The sequence below is a fragment of the Nocardioides montaniterrae genome, assembly GCF_054782655.1.
On sequence record NZ_BAAGSB010000004.1, the window covers coordinates 61109 to 87905 of the forward strand.

Sequence of the window (26797 nt, forward strand, 5' to 3'; positions counted from 1 at the left end):
TGACTGACTGCTACCCCGCCCTCGTCGAGGGCTAAACATCAGATGTGGTGATCCCACAGGTCGCGGAAGAGCCCGGTGGCCACGAACAGCGCCGCGATCGCCGTCGCACCGCACAGCGCCTCGGCGATCTCGGCCTGCCGGGACCACCACGCCGAGCGCCAGCCGCGGCCGAGCGCGACCGCCATCACGATCAGCCCGGTCGCGACGACCAGGCTCGCGGCGACCAGCCACACCGGGAGACCGTCGAGCACCGCGCCCGCCACCAGGACCATGCCGGTGACACCGGCCAGCCTGAGCAGGCGCCGGGCCACGACGTGGCGGTAGTTGCGGGCCGCGAGGAGCAGCGCGCCCCCACCGGCCAGGACCATGACCCGCGCACCGGCGCGGTCGACGGTCTGGTCGCTGCTGGTCAGCAGCAGGGGCGCCGAGACGAGGACGGCCACCAGGATCGCGACCGACGAGGCCAGGACGGTGCGCCCGCCGCTGCGGGCCAGGCCGTCGACGTACTCCTGACCGATGACGACCCTGCCGCGCTTGCCGGCCGGTCGCTCGCGCGCACTCCAGGCGGTGACGGCGAGGCGCTCGAGGTCGAGCAGGTGCTGGTCGGGCACGTCGATCGCGAATGCCGGCACCCAGCGGGCACCGAGCACGGCGATCAGGAAGCCGAGCGACCACGGCACGCTGTCCGGCGTGCCGAGCAGGGCGCAGGCCGAGGCGAGGGCGAACCAGCCGACGCCGGCGGCGATCCACACCTTGAGCGGCTCGTGGGCAGGGCTTCCATCCGGCGTGACCGAGCGGCCGATCCCTGCCGTCACGGCGGCGGCCAGGGTGCCGGCGGCGACGACCGTCGGCAGTCGCTCGGCGTGCGGGCTCCAGGCGAGCGCCACCCCGGCCGCGGCACCGAGCGCGGGCGCGGTCACCACCCGGGCGAGGCGACGTACGCCGAACGGGGCGATCCCGACGACGGCCCCCACGAGGGCCGCGACGGCTGCCGTCGTGCGGTGGTCGGTCGCGATCGCGGCTGCCGTTCCGAGCGCGACCGCCAGCGCGGCGAGGGCCGCGGTCAGGGCCCCGGAGGACTGCCGTTTGGGCACAAACGGCAGTTTTTCGGCGGTCGGAGCTGTCGTTTGTGCCCAAACGGCAGGTTCCACGGCGACGAGCACGACGCCCGAGGCGAGTCCGGCGGAGGCGAGGGTGGCGTCGGGCGCCAGCTCGCGACCGGAGGCGAGGACGAGGCGCGGCGGCGCGGCGAGCGCGGCGGAGGCGGCGTACGCCGAGGCGATCTCGGCGAAGGAGGCCGCGTCGGGGACGGTCAGGTCGACCACACCGCGCGGGCCGTGGACGGACACCGCGGCGAGGCCCTGCAGGTCAGGACCGGGGACAGCCGGGATGGTGGACATCGTTCCTCCGAGATTGGCGAGCTCCATGGCAGGGTAATCCCACCAATCGACGGATGTGATCGGGCAGATCGACGAACGGATGAGCAAAAGCGATGGTGACCACCAAGGCCGGCGAGACCCCGGTCCTGCGCGGAGGCCGCTCCGAGCGCCCCGAGATGCCGTCCGGGCAGATCCAGCTCCAGGAGCCGCCGCAGCTGCAGCCGAACGAGGGCGCGGCGGGCGTGGCGATGAACGCGATCCCGATGCTGGGCAGCCTCGGCTCGATCATCCTGGTGACCAGCATGAGCGGCAGCGGCGGCAACCAGGCGCCGCGCTTCATCGCGGCCGGCATGTTCCTGTTCGCCACCCTCGGCTTCATCGTCATCCAGATCGACCGCCAGCGGAAGCAGCGCCAGCAGACGGTGTCCGGGTCCCGCACGGAGTACCTGCGCTACCTCTCCGGCGTACGCCAGGTCGCGCGCGAGGCCGCCGACCAGCAGCGTGACGCCCTCACCTGGCACCACCCCGCGCCGTCGGCGCTCCCCTCGCTCGCCGAGGACCGCTCGCGCGTCTGGGAGCGCACGACCAGCGACCCGATGTTCCTCCAGGCGAGGTACGGCGTGTGCGCGCAGCCGCTCGCCCTCGAGCTGGTCCCACCGGAGGGGACCGCCATCGAGGACGTCGACCCGGCCGCCGCCTCCGCCCTGCACCGGCTGCTCGTGGTGCACCGCAACCAGCCGGACCTCCCGGCCGCCGTCGACCTGCGCGCCTTCGCCCGGATCGAGGTGCGCGGAGCCGCCGACCAGGCCCGGGCGCTGGTCCGCGCGATGCTCTGCTCCGCCGCCGCGTTCCAGTCGCCGGACGGCGTGCAGATCGCGGTCCTGGCCGGCGAGGACACCCTGGCCCGGTGGGACTGGATCAAGTGGCTCCCGCACGCCCACAGCGCCCGGCGCACCGACGCCATCGGGCCGGCCCGGATGGTCTCGACCTCGCTCGACGAGCTGATCACGATGCTGCCCGCCGACCTCGGCGACCGTCCTCGCTTCGGAGCCGACGAGCGGGCCGCGCTGCCGCACGTCGTCCTGGTCACCGACGGCGCGACGCTGCCGCCGGGCAACCACCTGATCCCCGACGACGGACTCCACGGCGTGACCGTCATCGATCTGCCCCGACGCTGGAGCGACGTCGAGGAGGCCTCGACGCTGGTGCTCGAGCTGCCCGACGGCGAGCCCGCCGAGACCGTGGCCGGCGAGCCGATGGTCGCGCTGCTCGCGTCCCGCCAGCGCGCGACGCCCATCCACGCCAAGGCCGACCAGTGCGACGTCGCGACCGCCGAGGCGTTCGCCCGCCGCCTGACCGCGCTCTACACGCCCAGCGCCGGCACCGTGGTCGGCGAGGACCCGACCGAGACGGCCGGCCCCTTCGACTTCATGACCCTGCTCGGACTCGGCGACGTCACCACCCTCGATCCCGCCACGACCTGGCGTCCGCGCCCCGCCCGCGACCGGCTCCGGGTGCCGATCGGGATCGGCGAGGCCGGAGGGCTCTCCAACCCGATCCACCTCGACATCAAGGAGTCCGCCCAGCAGGGCATGGGCCCCCACGGCCTGTGCATCGGCGCGACCGGCTCCGGCAAGTCCGAGTTCCTCCGCACGCTCGTGCTCGGGCTGGCGCTGACCCACTCCCCCGAGCAGCTCAACTTCGTGCTGGTCGACTTCAAGGGCGGTGCGACGTTCGCCGGCATGTCCGAGATGCCGCACGTCTCCGCGGTCATCACCAACCTCGCCCAGGAGCTCACCCTCGTCGACCGCATGCAGGACGCCCTGTCCGGCGAGATGGTGCGCCGCCAGGAGCTGCTCCGCGAGGCCGGCAACTTCGCCTCGGTCCGCGACTACGAGAAGGCCCGCGCCGCCGGCGAGGCCCTCGAGCCGATGCCCTCGCTGTTCATCGTCGTCGACGAGTTCTCCGAGATGCTCTCGGCCAAGCCGGAGTTCATCGACCTCTTCGTCGCGATCGGTCGCCTCGGCCGCTCGCTCGGGCTGCACCTGCTGCTCGCCTCGCAGCGCCTGGAGGAGGGCCGCCTGCGCGGCCTGGAGTCGCACCTGTCCTACCGCATCGGGTTGCGCACGTTCAGCGCGATGGAGTCGCGAGCCGTGCTCGGCGTACCCGATGCCTACGAGCTGCCCGCCGTGCCCGGCCTGGGCTACCTCAAGCCCGATCCGACGACGATGCTGCGGTTCAAGGCGGCGTACGTCTCCGGGCCCCCGGCCGGCCGCGCGGCCTCCCGCGCGACCTCCGGCGGACCGCGTCGCGGGATCCTGCCGTTCACCATCTCGGAGGTGCAGGACTACGCCGCCGCGGAGGTCTCCGAGGTCACCCCGTTGCCGGTGCCCGTCGACGAGAACGGCGAGTCCCTGCTGGACATCGCCGTACGCCGGATGGAGGGCCACGGCCCGGCCGCGCACCAGGTGTGGCTGCCGCCGCTGGACGTGCCGGACACGCTGGACGGGCTGTTCCCCGACCTCGCGCCGGACCCCGATCTCGGCCTCGTCTCCCAGCAGTGGCGCGCGGCCGGGCGCCTGGTCGTGCCGATCGGCACCGTCGACCGCCCGCGCGAGCAGCGTCGCGACACGCTCTCGATCAACCTGGCCGGCGCCGCGGGTCACGCGGCGATCGTCGGCGGTCCCCGGAGCGGCAAGAGCACGCTGCTGCGGACCGTGGTCACCTCGCTCGCGCTGACCACGACGCCGCTGGAGTCGCAGTTCTACGTCCTCGACTTCGGTGGCGGCACGTTCACGCCCCTGGCCCACCTGCCGCACGTCTCGGGCGTCGGCACACGCGCCGAGCCCGAGGTCGTACGCCGCATCGTGGCCGAGGTGAAGGGCATCGTGGACCGCCGCGAGGCCTACTTCCGCGCGAACGGCATCGACTCCATCGAGACCTACCGCAACCGTCGGTTCCGCGCCTCCGGTGGCGCCACCATCGACGACGGGTACGGCGACGTCTTCCTGGTCGTCGACGGCTGGAGCTCGATCCGCGCCGACTTCGACGACCTGGAGATGGAGATCCAGCAGCTCGCGACGCGCGGCCTGACCTTCGGTCTCCACGTCATCACCGCGGCCGCCCGGTGGGCGGACTTCCGCGCCGCGACCCGCGACCTGTTCGGCACCCGACTCGAGCTCCGGCTGGGTGATCCGATGGACTCCGAGATCGACCGCAAGCTGGCCTCGCTGGTGCCGGTCCGCCCGGGGCGCGGCATCCTGCCCGGCAAGCTGCACTTCCTCGGCGCGCTGCCGCGGGTCGACGGCTCACCGGACGCCGACAGCCTCGGCGATGGCGTCGACGACCTGATCGACCGCGTGACCCGCGCCTGGCGCGGCCAGCCCGGCCCCAAGCTGCGGCTGCTGCCCGACCGGATCGACCTCGAGCGCCTGCGGGAGATGGCCTCGGCCGGTGGCGGCCTGGACCGCCGCCTGATCCTGGGCATCAACGAGAAGGAGCTCGCCCCGGTCGCCCTCGACGTCGACGCCGAGCCGCACCTGCTGCTCTTCGGTGACGGCCAGTCCGGCAAGTCGACGTTCCTGCGCTCCTACTGCCGCGAGGTCATCCGCACCCGTACGCCGGCCGAGGCCCAGCTGATGATCGTCGACTACCGGCGCTCGCTGCTCGGCGAGATCCCCGAGGAGAACCAGCTCAGCTACCTCACCTCGGCGGCGCAGGCACAGCCCGCGCTGGCCGACCTCGCGGCGTACCTCCGCAGCCGCATCCCCGGTCCCGACGTCACGCCCGAGCAGCTCCGCACGCGGTCGTGGTGGACCGGTGCCGAGGTGTTCGTGGTCGTCGACGACTACGACCTCGTCGCGACGGGCACCAGCTCACCGATCCAGGAGCTGCAGCCGCTGCTCGCGCAGGCCCACGACGTCGGCCTGCACCTGGTCGTCGCGCGGCGCTCGGGTGGCGCCTCACGGGCGCTCTACGAGCCGGTCATCCAGTCGCTGCGCGACCTCGCCCAGCCCGGCATCCTGCTCTCCGGCAACCGCGACGAGGGTCCGCTCATCGGCGGCCTCCGGCCGTCGCTGGCCCAGCCCGGCCGAGGCCGGCTGGTCACCCGTGATCGGGGTACCGAGGCGCTGCAGCTGGCCTGGACCGAGCCGAGCGTCTGAGGTCGTCGGCGGCCCGGTGCAGGAATTGGTGCAACTCAGGGGCCTGTGTGACGGGTGAGGCGACATCAGCGGCCGGCGATGCGGCGACCGGCAGGCGCCTTCGGCGGCTTCGCGGACGCTCCCGGGGAGGCGATGACGGCGGCGAGCGCCGTGGTGATCGGTACGGCGAGCACCAGGCCGATGGCGCTGGCCAGGGTCCGCACGATCTCCTCGGCCAGCTGCTCGGAGGAGACCAGGTCGATCAGCGGCCGGCCGTAGACCTGGACCAGCAGGAGACCGACGACGGCGGTGCCGACGTACGCGAAGACGATCGTGTAGATCGTGGAGGCGATGTGGTCGCGGCCGATCCGCATGGCGCTCGTGAACAGGCTGCGGCGGCTGGCGTCCGGCGTCGCGGCGCGCAGCTCCCACACCGCGGAGGCCTGGGTGATGGTCACGTCGTTGAGGACACCGAGGCCGGCGATCACGACCGCGGCACCGAGCAGGGCGCGGAAGTCCAGGTCGGGCTTGAGGGTCTGCAGGATCGTGGCGCTCTCGTCGGTGATGCCCGTCAGGTGCGCGCCACCCATCGAGATCGCACCGATCAGCGCCGTCAGCGCGATGCCGACCAGGGTGCCGGCCAGCGCTGTGCTCGTGCGCAACGAGAGACCGTGGGTCGAGTAGAGCACCACGAACATGATCGCGGTCGCGCTCACCAGGGCCACCCCGATGCCGGGCGCGCCGGCGTACAGCGCGGGCAGCAGGAACCACCAGACCACCGCGCCGCCGACCGCCAGGCCGAGCAGCGCGAACAGGCCCCGCAGCCGGGCCACCGCCAGGACCACGACCACGAAGAGCAGGGTCAGCCAGAGCAGCGAGTGGCCGCGCAGGGTGGTGAAGTAGGAGTACGTCGCCGGCGCCTGGCCGGTGGGCGGGGTGCGGAGGATCTCGACCCGATCGCCCTTCGCCAGGCCGGATGCGGCGACCTCCGGCGGGACGGTGACCCGCTGCTGACCGTCCTTGCCGAGGTCGACGGTGATCGTGCCGCAGCCCGGTGGCTGGGTGCTCGTGCTCGCCGGGCAGGCCGCGCCGACCGCGGTGATCTCCCCCTGCGGGAAGGTCACGCCCGGGGCGGCGAACCGGACGCCCTGCTCGGCCGCGATGCCGCGGTCGGCCCGCACCGCGTGGTCGGGCCACCAGACGGCCAGGCCGACGATCGTGGCCAGGAGAGCGAGCACCAGCCCGCCGAGGAGCAGGTTGCGCGCGGTCGCGCCGACGTGGACCGCGCGATCGAGGTCCGCCGCCGCATGGCCGTGCCCGTGTCCGTGACCCACGTGCGAAGGCTACTCAGGCGCCCGTGCGGTCAGGCGCTCGCGGATCCCGGAGGTGATGGTGGCGAGCACGTCGACCTGCTCGGCCGTCAGGTGGTCGAAGACGAGCTCCCGGACCAGCTCCACGTGGGGCGGAGCGGCCGCGGCGATCGCCTGCTCGCCGGCGGGCGTGAGGTCGATGAAGGCACCGCGTCGATCATCGAGGCACTCCCGGCGTACGACCAGGCCGCGCGCGGCCATCCGGGCGACCTGCTTGGAGACGCGGCTCTTCTCCCAGCCGGTGTGCTCGCCGATCTCGAAGACCCGCAGGCTGCGCTCCGGGACGTCGGTCAGCGCGACCAGCACCTCGTAGTCGGCCAGGGACAGCCCGCTGGTCCGGCCCAGCTCGCGGTTGAGCTCGGCGAAGAGCAGGCGATGGGCGTCGAGCCAGCCGCGCCAGGCGGCCGCCTCACGCTCATCGAGCCACCGGGTCGTCACGCCGGCCAGTCTAGGAGGGGCGCCGTCAGCGACCGGGCTCGTTGGTGTCCAGCTGGATCACGCCGAACACCTCACCCTGTACGCCGGACACGACGGCCATCCGGCCGAACGGGCTGTCCTGCGGCGCCATGGTGGTGGTCCCGCCGAGCTCCTCGACCTTCGCCACGCTCGCGTCGCAGTCGGCGACCGCGAACCAGGTGATCCACACGCTCGGGGCGCCCGCGGGCAGGGAGTCGGCCGGACCGAGACCCGCGACGGGCCGCTCGGCCGCCGGCGGCTGGGCCAGGAAGTAGCGGAAGTCCGGCGTGCTGACGTCCTCGTAGGTGAAGTCGAAGACCTGGGCGTAGAAGGTGCGCGCGATCTCGAGGTCACGCGAGAGCAGCTCGTTCCAGGCGACCGAGCCCGGCTCGTTGAACAGGCCGACCCCGTGGTGCTGGATGCTCTGCCACACGCCGAAGGTCGAGTGGTCCGGCGCCGTCGCGAAGAACATCCGGCCGGCGTCCATCACGTCGAAGGGGTCCATGTGCAGCGTGCCGCCGCTCTCCTTGACGCGAGCCGCCGCGGCGTCGGCGTCGTCGGAGGCGAAGTACGTCGACCACATGCTCGGCGCCTCGGGGCTCGGCCGTGGGCCGATCCCGGCGACCTGGTGACCGTCGAGCGTGGCCATCGCGTAGCCGCCGGTCTCCTCGCCGCCGCCCTCGATCGTCCAGCCGAAGAGGCCCTCGTAGAACGTGGCCGCCGCCACCGGGTCGTCGGCCGCGAGGTCGATCCAGTTCGGGGTGCCGGCCGGCCAGGGCTCGTTGCGAGTGGGCATGGGGTCATCTTGGCCTTCGACACCGACCCGGGGAAGGGATTCGCGGGACTGACCCGGGTGACGGCTCAGGCGCGCGTGGCGAGCAGCTGGCGGACGGCGTCGGAGCAGCCGCCGCAGCCGGTGGTCGCGCGGGTCGACGACTTGACCTGCTCGAGCGAGGAGCAGGCGCGGATGGCCCCGGCGGAGACACCGGCGCACTGGCAGACCTCGGCGTCGTCGGGGAGCTGGATCTGCGCCGCCACGTCGGCGCCCTCCGTCACCGCCAGCAGTAGCTCGCCGGGCTCGTTGGGACCGAGGACCGTGCCGCGGTCGAAGTGCTGGGTGATCAGCCCGACGCGGGACAGGTCGCCGACCAGGGCGCCGGCGATGATCCGGCCGTCGCGGACCACGAGCTTGCGGTGCGAGCCGCGGACCGGGTTGGACATCTCCACGACCTGGCAGTCGTCGCCGACCTCGGCCTCGGGGTCGCCGAGGACGGCCACGTCGAGGTCTGTGGCGCGGAGACGCGCGACGTTGCGGTGCCCGTCGTACGTGGCCGGCTTGCCGGCGAGCAGGGCGGCGAGGATGCCCGCCTGCTCCCAGGCCGGTGGGACGAAGCCGGTGGTGCGGCCCTCGTGCTCGGCGCAGTCACCGATCGCGTAGATCTCCTCGCCGGGCCCGCAGCTGACCGAGCGCAGCGAGTCGTCGACGACGATGCCACGGTGCACCTCGAGGCCGGCCTTGCGGGCCAGCGCGGTGGCCGGGCGACCGCCGGCGGTCAGGATGACCAGGTCGGTGTCGAGCACCGCGCCGTTGTCGAGGGTGAGGGAGACGCGGCCGTCGATCTCGCGGGTCGGCGCCAGGCCGAAGCCAGGGCCGCTCTTGGCGTCGACGAGACGTACGGCGCGCGCGCCGGTGTAGACCTGGGTGCCCATCCGCTTCAGATCACGGGCGAGCAGCCGGCCCGCCGTACGGCCGACCTGGCCGCGCAGCAGGTGGTCCGAGCCCTCGACGACCTCGACCTCGAGGCCCCGGGTCGCCAGGGCGCGGGCGACCTGGAGACCGAGCAGGCCGCCGCCGACGACGACGACCGCCCGCTTGTGCCCGTCGTCGAGCGCGGACAGCAGGCCCTCGCAGTCGGAGAGGTGGCGGAAGGCGTGGACCGACTCGTGCAGCGAGCCGTCCATCCGGACCAGCCCGCGGATCGGCGGCAGGGTCGGGATCGCGCCGGTGGCCAGCACGAGGGCGTCGTACTCGATCACGGTGCCGTCGACGAGCATCACGTCGGAGCGCTCGCGATCGACGCCCAGGACACGCGCACCGAGCCGCAGGTCGACGCCGTTGGCCTCGAACCAGTCCTCGCCCCGCAGCGTGATCGCCTCGGGACGGTGGGTGCCCTCGAGGACGGCGGACAGCAGGATCCGGTTGTACGGCGCCGCTGCCTCGTCGCCCAGGATCGTGATGTCCCAGTCGGCGGAGAGAGCGACGAGCTCCTCGACGAGCCGTGTGGCGGCCATGCCGGCCCCGACGACGACCAGCCGCTTCCTGATCAGGTCACTCATGCGCGCACCTCCGCCGCACACACCTTGAACTCCGGCATCCGGCTCGACGGGTCGAGCGCGTCGTTGGTCAGCTTGTTCGCGCCGACCCAGTGGAACGGCACGAAGACCGTGTCCGGGCGGATCGTGGTGACCAGGCGGGCCGGGGCCGACATCTCGCCGCGGCGGGTGCGCACGGTGAGCGGCGCGCCCTCCTCGGCCCCCAGACGGGCGGCCAGCATCGGGTGGATCTCGACGAACGCGCCGACGTCGGGGAGCTCCCTGACCCGGCGGGTCTGCGCGCCGGACTGGTACTGCGCGAGCACCCGGCCGGTCGTGAGGTGGATCGGGTACTCGTCGTCGGGCTGCTCGGCCGCGCCGACGTGCTCCTGCACCAGGCAGCGTGCCTTCCCGTCCGGGGTCGGGAAGCGGTCGGCGAACAGGCGCGGGGTGCCGGGGTGGTCCGGCGACGGGCAGGGCCAGAACACGCCCGACTCGTCGCGGATCCGGTCGTAGGTGATGCCGGCGTAGTCGGCCTTGCCGCCCGACGACGCGGCGCCCAGCTCGGCGAAGATCTCCTCCGGCTCCTGGGAGAACGCGATCGGGGAGCCCAGCCGGCGGGCCAGACCGTCGATGACGAACAGGTCGCTCTGCACCCCTTCGGGCGGCGTCACGGCGGCCTGGCGCAGGATGACCCGGCCCTCGAGGTTGGTCATGGTGCCGGTCTCCTCGGCCCACTGCGTCACGGGCAGCACGACGTCGGCGAGCGCAGCGGTCTCGCTCATCACGATGTCGGCCACGACGAGCAGGTCCAGCGACTCGAGCCGCTCGGTGACGTGCACCGCGTTGGGCGCCGAGACGACGATGTTGGAGGCGTGGACGAGCAGCGCCTTCGCGCCGCCACCCGAGCCGAGGCTGTCGAGCAGCTCGTACGCCGAGAGCCCCTTGCCGGGCAGCGTCTCCGGCTCCACACCCCAGACGCGCGCGACGTGCGCCCGGGCGGCCGGGTCGTCGATCATCCGGTAGCCGGGCAGCTGGTCGGCCTTCTGGCCGTGCTCGCGGCCGCCCTGGCCGTTGCCCTGGCCGGTGAGGCAGCCGTAGCCGGCGTACTCCCTGCCGGGGAGCCCGAGAGCGAGCGCGATGTTGATCCAGGCCAGCACCGTGGCGGTGCCCTGGGACTGCTGCTCGGCACCGCGCGCAGTCAGCACCATCACGCGCTGGTTGCCGGCCATCAGCGTGGCCAGGGCACGGAGCTCCTCGCCGCTGACGCCGGTCACGCGCTCGACCCGCTCGGGCCACCACGCCGCCACGGATCGGCGTACGGCGTCGAAGCCCGTCGTGCGCGCCTCCACATAGGCCTCGTCGACCGCACCGGCCGCGTCGAGCAGGTGCAGCACGCCGAGGGCGAGGGCGAGGTCGGTGCCGGGGACCGGCTGGAGGAAGAGGTCGGCGCGGTCGGCCGTCGCCGTACGCCGGGGGTCGATCACGACGACCTTGCCGCCACGCTCGCGCAGCCGGTCGAGGTGGCGCGCGGCCGGCGGCATGGTCTCGGCCATGTTGGAGCCGACCAGCACCACGACGTCGGCCTGCTCGACGTCCGCGAGCGGGAACGGCAGGCCGCGGTCGATGCCGAAGGCCTGGTTGCCGGCGCTGGCGGCCGAGCTCATGCACCAGCGGCCGTTGTAGTCGATCTGGCTGGTGCCGAGCGCGACCCGGGCGAACTTGCCGAGCTGGTAAGCCTTCTCGTTGGTCAGGCCGCCGCCGCCGAAGACCGCGACGGCGTCCTTGCCGTGCTCGGCCTGGATCGCGGAGATGCGGGCGGCGACGAGGTCGAGCGCGTCGTCCCAGGTGGCGGCCTTGAGCTCACCGGTGGCGCGGTCACGGATCATCGGCGTGGTCAGCCGCTCGCGGTGGCCGCGCAGACCCGCAGCGGTCCAGCCCTTGCGGCACATCGCGCCCTCGTTGACCGGGAACTCGTCCCACGGCTGGACCTCGAGGACCGCCCGCGGGCCGCGACCCTGGACCTGCAGGGTCATGCCGCACTGCAGGCTGCAGTACGGGCAGTGGGTGCGGACCTGCGTCGGCCGGGTCTCGGTCATGGGCTCAATTCTGGTGCTCGCGGTTTCGCGGTCGGAGACTCGAGCCGACCCTCGGCGTCAACTAGTTCTCACGTCCTCACACGCAACCGGGCCGGGGCCGCTCCATCGCGGTCCCGGCCCGGTCTCGAGAGGGTCGCCGGTGCGACCTCTCGACCTGCAGGTGGAATCAGACGCCGGCGTACGTCGCCTTCTTCCGCACGTAGACCAGGTAGGTCACGACCGCGCACACCACGTAGAACGCGGTGAAGATCCAGAACGCGGTCTTGGTGGCGCCCAGCGGGTCGGTGACCCACGGGTTGGAGAACGTGATCGGGATGAGGAAGCCGCCGATGGCGCCGATCGCGCCGATGATGCCGGCGGCGGCCGAGGCCTTCTTGGTGGCGGCGAGCAGGCCGAGCTCACGCTCGGGGCTGCCCTCGGCCGTGGCACCGACGACGTCCTTGCGGAAGATCGCCGGGATCATCTTGTACGCCGACCCGTTGCCGATGCCGCTGAAGGCGAAGACCATCAGGAAGATCGCCAGGAACATCGGGAAGACACCGTGGTTGGCGTGGATCGCGTGGACGACGGGCTCAGGGAAGGTGAACGCCTTCGGGTCGGCCGCGATCTTGGCCAGCACGTCCGGGGTGGGCGGCGGCGGGAAGGCCTCCAGCCGGCCGAGCGTGAACAGCAGGCCGAGCGTGCCGACCATCATGCCGAGGAACGCGACGACGGTGACCTTGGCGCCACCGAACTTGTCAGCCAGGTAGCCGCCCAGCGGACGGGTGGCCGAGCCGACGAGCGCGCCGAGGAAGGCGTAGAAGGCGAAGTTGATGCCGATGCCGACGACCGACGGCAGGGGCTGGCGCCAGAAGTTGAGCTTGATCAGCAGCGGCATCGAGGACGAGTAGCCGATGAACGAGCCGAAGGTGCCGATGTAGAGGAACGCCATGATCAGCGTGTGCGGGTGCTTGAGCACCGAGAGCTGCGACTTGGTGTCGGTCTTCGCGGACGTGATGTTGTCCATGAAGAAGTACGCCGCCAGGACACCGAGCACCGACAGACCGGCGTACAGCCAGGCGGCGCGCTCCAGGTGGATGCCACCGGCCGAGGCCTTGACCAGGCCGAAGGCACCCGCCCCGCCGACCACGAGGGGCAGGAAGAACTGGATCACGGCGACACCGGCGTTGCCGCCGGCCGCGTTGAGGCCCAGGGCCGAGCCCTTGAGGTGCGAGGGGTAGAAGAAGTTGATGTTCGCCATCGAGCTGGAGAAGTTTCCACCACCGACACCGGCCGTGGCCGCGATCAGGCAGAAGGCCCAGTACGGCGTGCCCGGCTGGGTCACGAAGTAGGCGAACAGCAACGTCGGCAGCAGGAGCATGCCGGCGCTGACCATCGTCCAGTTGCGCCCGCCGATCTTGCCGACCGCGAGGGTGTAGGGCACCCGGAGCAGCGCACCGACGAGGTTCGGGATGGCGACGAGGAAGAACAGCTGCTGGGGCGTGAAGCTGAAGCCCTGCGCCAGCAGGAAGGCCGACGAGACGCTCCAGATCAGCCAGACCGAGAAGCCGACGTGCTCGGAGAAGATGGACCAGATCAGGTTGCGCTTGGCGATCTTGGCCCCGCCGTTGGCCCAGAAGTCGGGGTCCTCGGGACGCCAGTCGTCGATCCAGCGTCCACGGCGGCGGGTGGCCTCGGCGGCGACAGCGTTGTCGACGGCCTCGGACACCCCGGAGGCATTGTTGGTGAGAGTCATTGCGGCTCCTACAGGATCGGGCGATTCAATGCCTTGATCCTGTGGGCGGCCCGTTTCGGCCCACCGCGCGCGGCCGGCCCCAAAGGGTCAACCTTTCCTCACCACCTCACGGGTGACGGTGCTTGTGGTGCCCCTTGCCGTGGTGCTTCTTCGGCTTCGCGGCCCGGTGGTGCACCGCGTGGTGCGGCGCATGCCTCGGCGCACGGTGGGCGACCACCGGGGTTGATGCTGCCGCGACGGTGGTCGGTGAGGGGTGCGCCGCGGGCGTCCGCGGAGCGCCGGAAGCGGTCGCGCCCACGGCTGGGGCCGGTCCGTCGCCCGTGCTCGGGTCGGTGCCACCGACCAGCAGGCTCACCAGGACGATGGAGGCGACGGCCCCGCTGAGCCACCACCACGCCCGCCACCGGCGCGGCGCGCCCCCGAGCGACCGGGTCGTGGTCGCGGCGGGCGCCACCGCGAAGGGCTCGGTCGCCCCGCGGTCGGGCGCTCCCGCACCGGTGAGCAGGTCACGCACCACGGCGGCCGAGGGCCGGTCCGCCGGTTCGCGCGCGGTCATCGCCGCGAGCGTGGAGGTCCACCGCGGCCCCAGGGAGACCGGGATCTCCGGGGCTCCGTGGATGCGGGCGTAGGCGACCTCGGTCCCGGTGCCCTCGAACGCACGCTGGCCGGTCAGCGCCTCGAGCAGCACCAACCCGAGCGCGTAGACGTCGGCCGGTGGTCCCACCGGCTCGGCCAGCACCTGCTCGGGGGCGACGTACGCCGGCGACCCGATCACGTGCCCGACCGCCGTGTGCCGCGTGGCGGAGTCGCCCAGTCGCGCGATGCCGAAGTCGGCGAGGTAGGCGTGGCCCTCGGCGTCGAGCAGCACGTTGCCGGGCTTGACGTCGCGGTGCACGACGTCCTGGGCGTGGGCGTAGGCGAGGGCGTCGGCCAACGCGATGCCGATGGAGAGGACCTCCGCGGGGTCGAGCGGTCCCTGAGCCATCCGGGCGGCCAACGACGGTCCCTCGATCAGCTCCAGGACGAGGTAGGGCCGGTCCTCGTCGAGGCCGGCGTCGAGGAGCGTGACGATGCCGGGGTGCGCGAGCCGGCCGATCGCGCGGGCCTCCGTCGCGAACCGTGCCCGCTCGTCCGGCGCCGCTTCGTGGCCGCGCAGCAGCTTGACCGCGACCTCGCGCTGGAGGACCCGGTCGGTGGCCCGGCGTACGTCGGCCATGCCACCGCGACCGACCAGCTCACCCAGGTCGTAGCGGCCGGCAAGAGGAAGGAGGACGTCCGGCACGGCGGCCCGGTACCCGTTCGAGCGCGGTCCATCCGTCGCCCGGGTCCTCAGCCGAGGTACTTCTCCCAGGGACCGGTGATCGCGAAGGTCAGGCCCGGCGTCTGCATGTTCACGAACAGCACCTGGCCGTCGGCCGAGAACGTGGGACCGGTGAACTCCGAGTCGTTGAGCATGTTGCGCACGATCGCCTGGGTCGGCCCGTACGGCGTCGAGGACAGCACGTGCGAGGCACCGGCACCGTCCTCGGCCAGCACCAGCGAGCCCCACGGGGTGACGGTGACGTTGTCGGGGCCGTCGAAGGTGAGGTCGTCGTACTTCGCCGCGGCGCCGCTGACCGCGGTGGCCTGGTGCGGGAAGTAGGCGACGAGCTGGATGGTCTCCGCCGCGTAGTCGTAGAACCAGACCATGCCGTCGTGGGCGACGGCGTCGGCCGGCAGGTCGCCCTCGGAGAACGCGAACGAGTTGACGACGTACACGCCCTCGTCGGTGCCGTAGACGCCCTCGAACTTCTTGCCGCGGGTGACCTCCCGGTCGGCGTACTGCTTGCGCACCGACGTGGTGCGGGCGTCGCGGTCCGGCACCGCCTTCCACCGCACCGGGAAGGGGCGGCCCATCTGCGCGGAGGTCAGGTAGGCGACGTCGGGGAGGACCGAGCCGTCCGGCATCAGGATCTGCATGGCCGCGAGCTCGCCATCGGTGTCGCCGAGGCGGTCGGCCAGGCCCGGGCCCATGCTGAAGCCGCGCGGCGCGGTCCAGCGGTAGAACAGGCCGTTCGGGCCGGAGGCGTCCTCGGAGAGGAAGACGTGCTTCTGGGCGGCGTCGATCGCGCACGCCTCGTGGGCGAAGCGGCCGAAGGCCTTGATCGGCTCGGGGTTCTTGGTCCCGTCGTGGAAGACCTCGAAGACGTAGCCGTGGTCCTTGGCGTAGACACCGCTCTTCCCGTTGCCGCTCCAGGCCTTGCCGGCGCGGTCCTCGGTCTCCTCGCAGGTCAGCCAGGTGCCCCACGGCGTCGGTCCGCCGGCGCAGTTGGTCGACGTACCGGAGATGGCGACGTGCTCGCCGAGGTTGCGGCCCTTGGCGTCGGTGCTGATCGCCGTGCAGCCGCCGGCGTCGACGGCGCCGGGGTCGTAGACGGTGCCCGCGACGTGGGGCACGCCGAGCTCGTTGCCGGCCTTGAGCTCGTGGTTCTGGATCAAGCGGTACCTGCCGCGGCCGACCGTGAACGCGGCCGTGCCGTCGTGGGCGCCGGGCGTCTTCGCACCCTCGTCGAGGGTGGTCACGCCGGCGCGGGTCACGATCGCGTAGCTGAAGCCGGCGGGCAGCGCGATGATGCCGGCCGGATCGTCGGCGAGGGGCGGGAACGTCTTCGCGGGCGTGAGGCCCGTGCCGCGCGGGGTCGCCGAGCGACTGCCGGGTGTGGCCTCGGCGAGCGAGGGCATGGCGCCGGCGACAGCCAGGCCGAGACCGGCGGCGGCACCGCCGGAGAGCAGGGAACGACGGGATGCAGACATGGGGTGGTGTCCTTCGGTACGAGGTGGAACCAGGGGTGTTCGGTCCAGTCGATCCACTCCCGGTGTCCGTGCCGCGGCGCCCACGTGAATGCTTGGCGGACGCAACGGAACGCTTCGCCGTACGCCGGCGCACCGCTACCCTGCGAACGCTGGGGGCGAGACAGAGGAGACGGCGGTGTTCGGCAGGCGTGGGCAGCTCGGCAGCCAGGCCGACCGGGCCACGTTCCGCACGCTGCACACGGCCTCGCTGATGACCGGCGCCCTGCGCGGTGGCCTCACCGCGAGCTCGGCCGAGGAGTCCGTGCGGCACGTGCGCTCGCTGCTCTCGGCACCGGCCGTGGCACTCACCGACGTCGACGCGCTGCTGGCCTGGGACGGCGTACGTCCCGCACACGGGGAGCACGCGCCCGAGCTCGCCCACCTCGCCGCCGAGGAGGGCGCGACCACGGTGGCCAAGCACGCGCGCTTCGACTGCGCTGACCCGCAGTGCCCGCTGCGCAGCGCGATCCTGGCGCCCCTGACCGTGGAGGACCGGGTCGTCGGCTCGCTGCAGGTCTTCGGCCCGAACACCTCGGCCGGCCGCGTGCGCGCCGCCACCGAGGTCGCCCGATGGGTCTCGGGCCAGCTCGAGCTCGGTGAGCTCGAGAGCTCGCGGCAGCGGCTGATGGCCGCCGAGGTGCGCGCGCTGCGGGCCCAGATCAGCCCGCACTTCATCTACAACTCGCTGACCGCGATCGCCTCCTTCGTGCGCACCGACCCCGACCGCGCCCGCGAGCTGCTGCTCGACTTCGCCGACTTCTCGCGCTACTCCTTCCGCCAGCTCGGCGACTTCACCACGCTCGACGAGGAGCTGTCCTCGATCCAGCGCTACCTCGTCCTCGAGCAGGCCCGCTTCGGGCCGCGCCTCGGGGTCACCCTGCAGATCGCCCCCGAGATCCTGCCGGTGACGATCCCGGTCCTCTCGCTCCAGCCGCTGGTGGAGAACGCCGTGCGCCACGGGCTCGCGCCCCGCGCCGAGGGCGGCTCGGTCACGATCATCGGCCGCGACCTCGATCGCGAGGCCGTCATCACCATCGAGGACGACGGCGTCGGCGAGGACCCCGAGCGCATCCGCCGGGTGCTGGCCGGCGACGTCAGCCTCGACTCGGTCGGCCTGGCCAACGTCGACGAGCGGCTGCGCTCCAGCTTCGGTGACGACTACGGCCTGGTCGTCGAGACGGCCCCGGGCGCCGGCACCAAGGTCACCGTCCGGGTCCCCAAGTACGCCGCGGGGGTGCGCCCATGACGCCGCTGCGCGTGCTGGTCGTCGACGACGAGCAGCCCGCCCTCGACGAGCTGGTCTACCTGCTCGGGAGCGACGAGCGGGTCGGGTCGATCACCGGCTGCAACGTCGCGACCGACGCCGTGGCCGAGCTGCGCTCGTCGACGTACGCCGCGGTCTTCCTCGACATCGCGATGCCCGGGCTGTCCGGGCTGGACCTGGCCGCGGTCATCGGCCGGTCCCCCACGCCGCCGGCGATCGTCTTCGTCACCGCCCACTCCGAGCACGCGGTCGAGGCGTTCGACCTGCACGCCGTCGACTACCTGCTCAAGCCGGTGCGCACCGAGCGGCTGCGCGAGGCCGTACGCCGGATCGTCGACTCGGGTCCCGACAACCGACCCGATCTCGGCAAGGTCGACCGCCCGGCGGAGGACACGATCGCGGTCGAGCTGGGTGGAGTGACCCGGTTCGTGCACCGGGGCGAGGTGCGGTTCGTGGAGGTGCAGGGCGACTACAGCCGGCTCCACACCGCCACCGGGACGCACCTGGTGCGGCTGCCGATCAGCATGCTGGAGGAGCGCTGGCGCGACGGCGGGTTCGTGCGGATCCATCGCTCCTTCCTCGTCGCGCTGCACCACGTCGACGAGATCCACGAGGCCGGGGGCCGGCTGACGGTCCGGGTCGGTGACCGCGACCTCCCGGTCTCGCGACGGCTCACGCCGAGCCTGCGCGAGCTGCTGCGGCGTACCCGCCGGGGTCAGGAGTGAACCAGCAGAGGGTGCGGGTGACCGGGCCGAGGCGTGGGCGGCCCCGCCGGAGCACGGTCGTGGCCGAGATCGACGCCCAGACCGTCGTCGGCGACATCTACATCCGCTCGTTGATGGGCAGCCAGCTGCGCCTCGCGCTGGGGGTCCTGGCGCTGCTGCTGGCCACTGTCGGCACCCTCCCGCTCGTCTTCCGCGTCTGGCCGGGGCTGGCGGCGCACCGCGTGGCCGGCGTACCCGTGATCTGGGTGGTGCTCGGGGCCGGCTGCTACCCGATGCTGCTGACCCTCGCGGCCCTCTACGTACGCCGGGCCGAGCGCAACGAGCGCAGCTTCTCCGAGCTGGTGGCGCACGACCCCCACGCCGCCGACCGGGACGACGCATGAGCGGTCTGGCCGGACCGCTCAGCATCGGCGCGATCGTCGCCGTCGCCGTGGTGACCCTGGCGCTCGGCGCCTTCGGCCTGCGGATCTCGCGCACCACCAGCGACTTCTACGTCGCCTCGCGCGCCGTCGGCCCGACGGTCAACGCCGCCGCGATCAGCGGCGAGTACCTCTCCGCCGCGTCCTTCCTCGGCATCGCCGGCCTGATCGCCTCGCGCGGCCCGGAGATGCTCTGGTACCCGGTCGGCTGGACGGCCGGCTACCTCGTCCTGCTGCTGTTCGTCGCGGCGCCACTGCGCCGCAGCCGCGCCTACACGGTGCCCGACTTCGCGGAGTTCCGGCTCGAGTCGTCGCGAGCGCGCGCGACCGCGTCGGTCCTCGTCGTCCTGATCGCGGTGCTCTACCTCGTGCCGCAGCTGCGCGGCGCCGGTCTGACCGTGCACATCCTCACCGGTGCGCCCACCTGGGTCGGTGCGGTCGCGGTCGCCGTGGTCGTGCTGCTCAACGTCGCGGCCGGTGGCATGCGCTCGATCACCCTGGTCCAGGCGGTGCAGTACTGGATCAAGCTGGCGGCGCTGCTCGTCCCCCTGGCGCTCGTGTTCGCGATCCACGGCGGTGGCGCGCAGGGCGCCGTACGCCGCATCCATGCCGCCGACTGGGCGACCGACTGGTCAGCCGGCCACCACAGCCTCTACCTGACCTACTCGCTGATCGTCGCGACGTTCCTCGGCACGATGGGCCTCCCCCACGTCGTGGTCCGGTTCTACACGACCAACAGCGGCCGTACGGCGCGGCGTACGACGATCGCGGTGATCGCGCTGCTGTCCGGCTTCTACCTGCTCCCGCCGGTGTACGCCGCCCTCGCGCGGGGCTACCTGCCCGGCGGCTCGTCGGAGCTGGCGCACACGGACTCGATGCTGCTCGGCCTGCCGGCCACGATCTTCGGCGGCGACGTCGGCGCGGTGGTGACCGCCGTGCTCGCGGCGGGTGCGTTCGCGGCGTTCCTGTCGACGTCCTCGGGCCTGGTGATCTCGGTGGCCGGGGTGGTCGGGCAGGACCTGCTCGGCCGCCGCATCGGGGCGGTCCCGGCGTTCCGCTTGGCCGCCGTGCTGGCGACCGTGGGCGCGCTCGTGCTGACCGCCGCCAGCTCGGGCCTGGCGGTCGCGCACGCCGTCGAGCTGGCGTTCGCGGTGTCGGCGTCGACGTTCTGCCCACTGCTGCTGCTCGGCATCTGGTGGCGCGGCCTCACCGCCCCCGGGGCGATCGCCGGCCTAGCCGTCGGCGGTGGTCTGTCGACGGCGGCGGTCGTCGCGGCGACCGTCGGCGTGCACGCCTCGGGGTTCACCGCCGACCTGCTCGCCCAGCCGGCGCTGGTCACCGTCCCGGTCGCGTTCGCGGTGATGGTGGGCGGCTCGCTGGCCACCCAGCGGCGCCTCCCGGCGCACGTCGCGCGCACCCTCGTCCGGCTGCACACCCCCGAGGCGATCGCCGTCGACCGTGGCGGTTTCCGGCCGCGCGGGTCCGCCGCCGACGACGCGGGCTGACCGTTCGTCGTACGCCAGCAGCCGTTCGGCGCAGGGACCGCGACGTTTCGGCGCACGGCCGGCGCCGTCGGCCGCAACGCGCCTCCGACCCTCTGTGAGCGCGGTCACAGGTGCGCGACCGTGGTGCTCCCGGCACCACCGCCGGCGACCACCGACGAAGGAGTCGAGATGTCCACGACCACCCCCGTAGCCCCCGTCGAGCCCGTTGTGGCCCGGGGCGCCCACCTCGCCGACCCGGCCCCGCTCGGCCTCGCCGGCTTCGCCCTCACCACCTTCTTCCTCAGCACCGTCAACGCCGGCTGGATCGACGCCAAGGCCGAGGTCACGGTGCTCGGTCTCGCGTTCGCCTACGGCGGCATCGCCCAGGTCCTCGCCGGCATGTGGGAGTTCGCGAAGGGCAACACGTTCGGCGCGACGGCGTTCACGTCGTACGGCGCCTTCTGGCTCTCGTTCTGGTGGATCGTCAGCCACGACGCCGTGGCCTACCCGCATGCGGTCGGCCTGTTCCTCCTCGGCTGGGGCATCTTCACCGCCTACATGCTCGTGGCCTCGCTCGGCACCGGGAACCTGGCACTGATGACGATCTTCGCGCTGCTGACGGTGACCTTCCCGCTGCTGGCGTTCGGCAACTGGAGCGACGACGCGGCCGGCCACGGGCTGACCATGATCGGCGGCTACTTCGGCCTGCTGACCGCCGTCGCCGCCTGGTACACCTCGATGGCGGGCGTGGCCGCCTCGACCTTCGGCCGCCCCATCCTGCCCACCCGCGTGAAGTGACCGGGACTAACGTGACCCAGGACACCCCGCCGCCCATCCCCGTCACCGTGAGGAGCACGCCGTGAGCGACCAGACGCTCTCCAACCTGCTGCACGAGAACCGCCGCTTCGAGCCGCCCGCCGAGCTCGCCGCGAACGCCAACGTCAAGGCTTCGGCGTACGACGAGGCGCGGGCCGACCGGCTCGGGTTCTGGGCTCGCGCGGCCGAGAGGCTGACCTGGGCCGAGCCCTGGGACCAGGTGCTCGACGACTCGAACCCGCCGTTCTACCAGTGGTTCGTGGGCGGCAAGCTCAATGCGGCGTACAACTGTGTCGACCGCCACGTCGAGGCCGGCAACGGCGACCGGGTCGCGATCCACTGGGTCGGTGAGCCGATCGAGGACAAGCGCTCCCTGACGTACGCCGACCTCCAGGCCGAGGTGTCGCGCGCCGCGAACGCCTACCAGTCGCTGGGCGTCGGGACCGGCGACTGCGTCGCGATCTACATGCCGATGATCCCCGAGGCGATCGTGGCGATGCTGGCCGCCGCCCGCATCGGCGCGATCCACACGGTGGTCTTCGGCGGGTTCTCGGCCGAGGCCCTCGCCGCCCGGGTCGAGGACTGCGGCGCCAAGCTGATCGTCACCGCCGACGGCGGCTACCGGCGCGGCTCGGCCTCGGCGCTCAAGCCCGCGGTCGACGAGGCGATCACCAAGGTCGAGGCGGTCAAGCCCGGCCAGGTGGAGCACGTCCTAGTCGTACGCCGCACCGGGCAGGACGTCGCCTTCGACGACTCCCGCGACGTCTGGTGGCACGACGTGGTCGACAGCGCGAGCGACCAGCACACGCCGGAGGCGTTCGACGCCGAGCACCCGCTCTACGTCATGTACACCTCCGGCACCACCGGCAAGCCGAAGGGCATCAAGCACACGACCGGCGGCTACCTCACGCAGGCGGCGTACACGCACTGGGCGCAGTTCGACCTCAAGCCGGAGACCGACGTCTACTGGTGCACGGCCGACATCGGCTGGGTGACGGGCCACAGCTACATCACCTACGGCCCGCTGGCCAACGGCGTCACCCAGGTCCTCTACGAGGGCACGCCGGACTCGCCGGAGCGGGGGCGGTGGTGGCAGATCATCCAGGACCACAAGGTGTCGCTGTTCTACACGGCTCCCACCGCGATCCGGTCCTTCATGAAGCAGGGCGACGAGGTGCCGTCGTCGTACGACATGTCGTCCCTGCGGATCCTCGGCAGCGTCGGTGAGCCGATCAACCCGGAGGCCTACGTCTGGTACCGCCGGGTCATCGGCGGCGACCGCACCCCGATCGTCGACACCTGGTGGCAGACCGAGACGGGCGCGACGATGATGTCGCCGCTGCCCGGCGTGACCGCCGGCAAGCCGGGCTCGGCGATGCTGGCCATGCCCGGGATCGAGGTCGACGTGGTCTCCGAGGCGGGCGAGCCGGTCGGCAACGGCGAGGGTGGCTACCTCGTGGTCACCTCGCCGTGGCCGTCGATGCTGCGCACGATCTGGGGCGATGACGACCGGTACGTCGACACCTACTGGAAGATGTTCAAGGACAAGGGCTACTACTTCGCCGGCGACGGGGCGAAGAAGGACGAGGACGGCGACATCTGGATCCTCGGCCGGGTCGACGACGTCATGAACGTCTCCGGCCACCGCCTGTCCACGACCGAGATCGAGTCGGCGCTGGTGTCGCACCCGATGGTCGCGGAGGCCGCGGTCGTCGGTGCCTCCGACCCGGACACCGGCCAGGCGCCCGTGGCGTACGTCATCCTCAAGGAGTCCGCCGGCGACGGCGGCGCCGACATCGCGCGCGTGCTCTCGGACCACGTCCGGACCGAGATCGGCCCCATCGCCAAGCCGCGCTCGATCATGATCGTCCCCGAGCTGCCGAAGACGCGGTCGGGCAAGATCATGCGCCGCCTGCTCCGCGACGTCGCCGAGAAGCGCGAGGTCGGGGACACGACCACGTTGGCCGATTCCTCGATCATGTCGCTGATCTCCGCCGGTCAGGCGACCTCGACCGAGGACTGAGTGGTTTCGATACGCCTCCTCGCTGGCGCTCGTCGGCTACTCAACCACCGGCTGTTCGTTGGTTGAGTAGCCCGAGCCGCTAGGCGATCTGTCGCGAGGCACGAGCGAAGATGTATCGAAACCATCCTTCGGCGACGGCTGTTGCTGGGTGATGCAGTGGATGCCGCCGCCACGGTCGAAGAGCGGACGGGCGTCGACGGTGACGACCTCACGACCGGGGTAGGCGTCGCGCAGGATCGCGACGGCGTCGGCGTCACGAGGGTCGTCGAAGGAACACGCGATCACGCCGCCGTTGACGACGAGGTGGTTGACGTAGGACCAGTCCACCCAGCCCTCGGCGTCCCGCATCACCGTGGGCGCGGGCAGCGCCACGACCTCGAAGCGCTGCTCGAGCAGCGCTCGGAGCTGCGCGGTCACCGCGTGGTCGGGGTGACCGGGATGGGTCTGGTCGTGCAGCAGCACCTGCCCGGGCGCGGTGAAGGTGGCGACGATGTCGACGTGGCCCCGAGTGCCGTAGCGCTCGTAGTCGCGGGTCAGGCCGCGCGGCAGCCACACCACGTCACGAGCACCGATCGTGCGCGCCAGCTCGGCCTCGACGTCGGCCTTGCTCCACGTCGGGTTGCGGCCGAGCTGAACGGTCTCGGTGACCAGCACCGTGCCCTCGCCGTCCACGTGGAGGGCGCCGCCTTCGTTGACCATCGACGAGGCGAGGCGACGTACGCCGGCCTCCCGGCAGACCAGCCCGCCGACCATCTCGTCGCGGTCCCACCGCGCCCAGTCGGACCGCCCCCAACCGTCGAACACCCAGTCCACGCCGACCACCGAGCCGTCGTCGGTGTGCACGAAGGTCGGCCCGATGTCGCGCATCCACGCGTCGTTCAGGGGCGCCTCGACGATCTCCACGCCCCGCGACAGGTGGCGTCGCGCGGCCGCCACCTCGGTCGCGTCGACCACGACCGTCACCGGCTCGAACTCCAGCACCGCGTTGGCGACCGCCGCCCACGTCGTACGCGCCTCCTCCTGCTCCTCCGGCGTCCCCCCGAGCGAGTAGCCGGGCGCGGGGAAGGCCATCCAGATGCGGTCCTGGGGCGCCCACTCCGCCGGCATCAGCGGCATCAGTCGCCGCCCAGCGGACGGTCCGGCCGCACCGGCTCGACCAGCGGGCCGTAGGTGTCGGGGCGTCGGGTCGCCAGGAACGGGAAGAGCCTCAGCCAGTCGCGCCGCTGGGCCAGGTCGAGGTCCGCGACGAGCACCGCCTCCGCGTCGCGCGGCGCCTCGACGAGCACCCGGCCGTAGGGGTCGGAGATGAAGCTCGAGCCGTAGAACGTCAGGGCCCCCTCGGACCCGACCCGGTTCGGCACCACCATGAAGGTGCCCGCGGTGATGCCGTTGCCGACGATCACCTGCCGCCACAGCGGGGCGGTGTCGAAGTCGGGGTGGTCCGGCTCCGAGCCGATCGCGGTCGGGTAGGCGATCACCTCGGCGCCGCCGAGCGAGTAGGCCCGCGCGACCTCCGGGAACCACTCGTCCCAGCAGGTCGGCATCGCCAGCCGCAGCCCGTCGAGCGCCTTCACCTCGTGCACCGGGTAGGCGGTGTCGGCCGGGCCCGGACGGAACCAGGTGTCCTCGTGGTAGCCGGCCGTGACCGGGATGTGCAGCTTGTTGGTCTCGCCGACGATCGAGCCGTCCGGCGCGACGAGGATCGCGGTGTTCAGGCCGCGACCGTCCTCGGCGTCGGCCTCGGCGGGCCGGCGGAAGAGCGACATGTGGACGTGCACGTCGTACGCCGCTGCCGCCTCCGCAGCGAGGGCGTACGACGGTCCCGACGTCAGCTCCTCCGCGTCGTCACCCGGTCGTCCGGTGGCGCGGACGTCGGCCGGGTAGCGCAGCAGCGCGATCTCCGGCAGGAACACGACCTCGGCGCCGGCGCCGGCCGCCTGTCCGATCGCGTCCCGCAGCACGCCGGCGAGCTCGGCGGCGTCCGGACGCCAGCGGTGCTGCACCAGGCCGACCCGGATCGTCGGCCGGTCCGGCGGATCGACCCGCGCAGGCGATTCCAGCGGCCCGGACGCGATGATCAGCTCCACCTCGCCACGATAGGGTCGAGGTGGTGCGCCGGGAAGTCTGGTCGGCAAGATCCTTGCCGACGATCCACGAGGAGCACCATGGATGACACGATCAGCTTCGGCTGGCTGATGCTGGTCGTCGCCGTCGTCGGGCTGGGCTCGCTGCTGGCGACCCGGGTCGCCGAGCGACTCCGCCTCCCGGCCCCCCTGCTGGTCCTGGCCGCCTCGGCGGTCGCACTGGCGGCGATCCCGAACCTGCACACGCCGTCCGAGTCGGCGGTCGAGCGGCTCGTCTCGGTGGCCCTGGTCCTGATCCTGCTCGACGGCGGAATGGGCATCGGCTGGCGCCGCTTCCGCGGCTCGGCGACCCCGATCGGCGTGGTGGGAGTGCTCGGCACGTTCCTGACCACCGCCGGCGTCGCCGCGGTCGTGCACTACGCCGTCGGCGTGGACTGGTTCCCCGCGCTGCTGGTCGCCACGGCCGTCTCGCCGACCGACCCCGCCGTCGTGTTCTCGGTCCTCGGCCGGCGCGAGATCTCCGGTCGCAGCGGCACCATCCTCGAGGGCGAGTCGGGCGCCAACGACCCCGTCGGCATCGCGCTGATGGCCAGCCTGATCGGCGCCGGCACCATCTCGCTGGGTGTCGCCGGGGACGTCCTGGGCGAGTTCGTGCTGCAGATGGCCGTCGGCGCCGTCGTCGGTGTCGTCGGTGGCCGGCTGCTGCTGTGGACGATGCGGCACGTGCCCCTGCCCGGGGAGGGCCTCTACCCGCTGCGGACTCTGGCCGGCGCCTTCGCGCTGTTCGGCATCGCCTCCATCGCCCACGGGTCGGGCTTCCTCGCGGTCTTCGTGGCAGGCATCGTCATCGGCGACGCGCGAGCGCCGTACAAGCGGGAGGTCGAGCACTTCCACTCCGGCCTGGCCAGCCTGGCCGAGATCGTGGCGTTCGTGATGCTGGGCCTCACCGTCCACCTGGGCGACCTGGTCCAGGCCGATGTCTGGGTGCCCGGTCTGCTGGTCGGTGCGGTGCTGGCGTTCGTCGTACGCCCCCTCGTCGTGGGCCCGATGCTGACCCGCTCCGGCCTGGACCGGCGCGAGAAGCTGTTCGTCGTCTTCTCCGGCCTCAAGGGCGCGGTGCCGATCCTGCTCGGCAACTTCCTGCTCGTCTCGGGGGTGCCCCACGCCGAGCGGCTCTACGGGATCGTCGTCGTGGTCGTCGTCTTCTCGGTGCTGGTCCAGGCGAGCCTGGTGCCGTTCATCGCCGGCTGGCTGCGGATCCCCATGCGCGAGGTGGAGCCCGAGCCGTGGAGCCTCGGCGTACGCCTGCGCGACGAGCCCAACGGCGTGCTCCGCCTGACCGTGCGTCCCGGCGCGCTCGCCGACGGGCGCACGATCGCCGAGCTCGACGAGATGCCGGAGGGCTCGTGGGTCAGCTTCGTCGTCCGTGCCGGGCGGCTCGTGCCGGTGGGTGGCGCGACGTCGCTGGAGGCAGGGGACGAGGCGCTCATCCTGGGGCGCCCTGAGGACGCCGGGCTGCTGCGACACGTCTTCGAGGAGCCCGCGCCCTCCCCGCCGTCCGCCTGACCCGTCGGCCGTCGTCCATGCCGTCGTGCATCCGGCCCGCTGGGTGTCACGGCGTACGACGCCCGCCGCATCTTCGCTAAGGTCAGCACC

The 26797-nt window shown here is 72.5% G+C and carries 19 protein-coding genes; 8 read left to right on the plus strand and 11 right to left on the minus strand.

The features are described 5' to 3' along the window. Positions 1 to 38: 38 nt before the first annotated feature. Positions 39 to 1400 (minus strand): hypothetical protein, encoded by a 1362-nt coding sequence (locus ACYVJ3_RS08250; RefSeq protein ID WP_460852351.1) that lies wholly within the window; start codon positions 1398 to 1400, stop codon positions 39 to 41. A gap of 92 nt (positions 1401 to 1492) precedes the next feature. On the opposite strand from ACYVJ3_RS08250, the gene eccCa reads away from it, so the two are divergent. Continuing rightward, the gene (eccCa, locus tag ACYVJ3_RS08255) at positions 1493 to 5542 is read left to right on the plus strand and encodes a type VII secretion protein EccCa (RefSeq protein WP_460852352.1); all 4050 of its coding nucleotides are present in this window, start codon (positions 1493 to 1495) and stop codon (positions 5540 to 5542) included. A gap of 65 nt (positions 5543 to 5607) precedes the next feature. Here eccCa and ACYVJ3_RS08260 read toward each other — a convergent pair whose 3' ends face one another. The 8 genes from ACYVJ3_RS08260 to ACYVJ3_RS08295 all read right to left on the minus strand — a co-directional run bounded on the left by ACYVJ3_RS08260 (position 5608) and on the right by ACYVJ3_RS08295 (position 16287). Further along, positions 5608 to 6855, minus strand: a complete 1248-nt coding sequence (locus ACYVJ3_RS08260; RefSeq protein WP_460852353.1) for a YibE/F family protein — start codon at positions 6853 to 6855, stop codon at positions 5608 to 5610. 9 nt (positions 6856 to 6864) lie between these two features. Continuing rightward, positions 6865 to 7329 (minus strand): MarR family winged helix-turn-helix transcriptional regulator, encoded by a 465-nt coding sequence (locus tag ACYVJ3_RS08265; RefSeq protein WP_460852354.1) that lies wholly within the window; start codon positions 7327 to 7329, stop codon positions 6865 to 6867. A 25-nt stretch (positions 7330 to 7354) separates the two neighbouring features. After that, the gene (locus ACYVJ3_RS08270; protein WP_460852356.1) at positions 7355 to 8143 is read right to left on the minus strand and encodes a VOC family protein; all 789 of its coding nucleotides are present in this window, start codon (positions 8141 to 8143) and stop codon (positions 7355 to 7357) included. Between the two features lie 65 nt (positions 8144 to 8208). Beyond that, positions 8209 to 9684: an FAD-dependent oxidoreductase gene (locus tag ACYVJ3_RS08275; RefSeq protein WP_460852358.1), complete on the minus strand. Its 1476-nt coding sequence runs from the start codon at positions 9682 to 9684 to the stop codon at positions 8209 to 8211. Further along, positions 9681 to 11759: a molybdopterin oxidoreductase family protein gene (locus ACYVJ3_RS08280; RefSeq protein WP_460852359.1), complete on the minus strand. Its 2079-nt coding sequence runs from the start codon at positions 11757 to 11759 to the stop codon at positions 9681 to 9683. The genes ACYVJ3_RS08275 and ACYVJ3_RS08280 overlap by 4 nt, the downstream gene beginning before the upstream one ends. 166 nt (positions 11760 to 11925) lie before the next feature. Further along, the gene (locus ACYVJ3_RS08285) at positions 11926 to 13494 is read right to left on the minus strand and encodes an MFS transporter (protein ID WP_460852361.1); all 1569 of its coding nucleotides are present in this window, start codon (positions 13492 to 13494) and stop codon (positions 11926 to 11928) included. 106 nt (positions 13495 to 13600) lie between these two features. After that, positions 13601 to 14776: a serine/threonine-protein kinase gene (locus ACYVJ3_RS08290; RefSeq protein WP_460852362.1), complete on the minus strand. Its 1176-nt coding sequence runs from the start codon at positions 14774 to 14776 to the stop codon at positions 13601 to 13603. Between the two features lie 47 nt (positions 14777 to 14823). After that, positions 14824 to 16287, minus strand: a complete 1464-nt coding sequence (locus ACYVJ3_RS08295; RefSeq protein WP_460852364.1) for an alkaline phosphatase PhoX — start codon at positions 16285 to 16287, stop codon at positions 14824 to 14826. 175 nt (positions 16288 to 16462) lie between these two features. Between ACYVJ3_RS08295 and ACYVJ3_RS08300 the strand changes: the two genes are divergently transcribed. From ACYVJ3_RS08300 to acs, 6 genes are all read left to right on the plus strand, one after another. Continuing rightward, positions 16463 to 17572 (plus strand): sensor histidine kinase, encoded by a 1110-nt coding sequence (locus ACYVJ3_RS08300; protein ID WP_460852365.1) that lies wholly within the window; start codon positions 16463 to 16465, stop codon positions 17570 to 17572. Further along, complete coding sequence (locus tag ACYVJ3_RS08305; RefSeq protein WP_460852366.1) at positions 17569 to 18315, plus strand: LytR/AlgR family response regulator transcription factor; 747 nt, start codon at positions 17569 to 17571, stop codon at positions 18313 to 18315. Before ACYVJ3_RS08300 ends, ACYVJ3_RS08305 begins: the two co-directional genes overlap by 4 nt. Positions 18316 to 18374: 59 nt before the next feature. Further along, the gene (locus ACYVJ3_RS08310) at positions 18375 to 18698 is read left to right on the plus strand and encodes a DUF485 domain-containing protein (RefSeq protein ID WP_460852367.1); all 324 of its coding nucleotides are present in this window, start codon (positions 18375 to 18377) and stop codon (positions 18696 to 18698) included. Continuing rightward, on the plus strand, positions 18695 to 20239 hold the full coding sequence (locus tag ACYVJ3_RS08315) for a sodium/solute symporter (protein WP_460852368.1): 1545 nt from the start codon (positions 18695 to 18697) through the stop codon (positions 20237 to 20239). Before ACYVJ3_RS08310 ends, ACYVJ3_RS08315 begins: the two co-directional genes overlap by 4 nt. Before the next feature lie 168 nt (positions 20240 to 20407). Beyond that, positions 20408 to 21016 (plus strand): acetate uptake transporter, encoded by a 609-nt coding sequence (locus tag ACYVJ3_RS08320; RefSeq protein ID WP_460852369.1) that lies wholly within the window; start codon positions 20408 to 20410, stop codon positions 21014 to 21016. A gap of 61 nt (positions 21017 to 21077) precedes the next feature. Next, a complete protein-coding gene (gene acs / locus ACYVJ3_RS08325; protein ID WP_460852371.1) occupies positions 21078 to 23057 on the plus strand; it encodes an acetate--CoA ligase in 1980 nt (659 codons plus the stop codon). Positions 23058 to 23093: 36 nt separating this feature from the next. Here acs and ACYVJ3_RS08330 read toward each other — a convergent pair whose 3' ends face one another. Both ACYVJ3_RS08330 and ACYVJ3_RS08335 read right to left on the minus strand, forming a co-directional pair. Continuing rightward, a complete protein-coding gene (locus ACYVJ3_RS08330) occupies positions 23094 to 24173 on the minus strand; it encodes an agmatine deiminase family protein (protein ID WP_460852373.1) in 1080 nt (359 codons plus the stop codon). Further along, positions 24173 to 25144, minus strand: a complete 972-nt coding sequence (locus tag ACYVJ3_RS08335) for a nitrilase-related carbon-nitrogen hydrolase (protein WP_460852374.1) — start codon at positions 25142 to 25144, stop codon at positions 24173 to 24175. Before ACYVJ3_RS08335 ends, ACYVJ3_RS08330 begins: the two co-directional genes overlap by 1 nt. 78 nt (positions 25145 to 25222) lie before the next feature. On the opposite strand from ACYVJ3_RS08335, the gene ACYVJ3_RS08340 reads away from it, so the two are divergent. After that, positions 25223 to 26707 (plus strand): cation:proton antiporter domain-containing protein, encoded by a 1485-nt coding sequence (locus ACYVJ3_RS08340; protein WP_460852375.1) that lies wholly within the window; start codon positions 25223 to 25225, stop codon positions 26705 to 26707. Positions 26708 to 26797 lie beyond the last annotated feature (90 nt).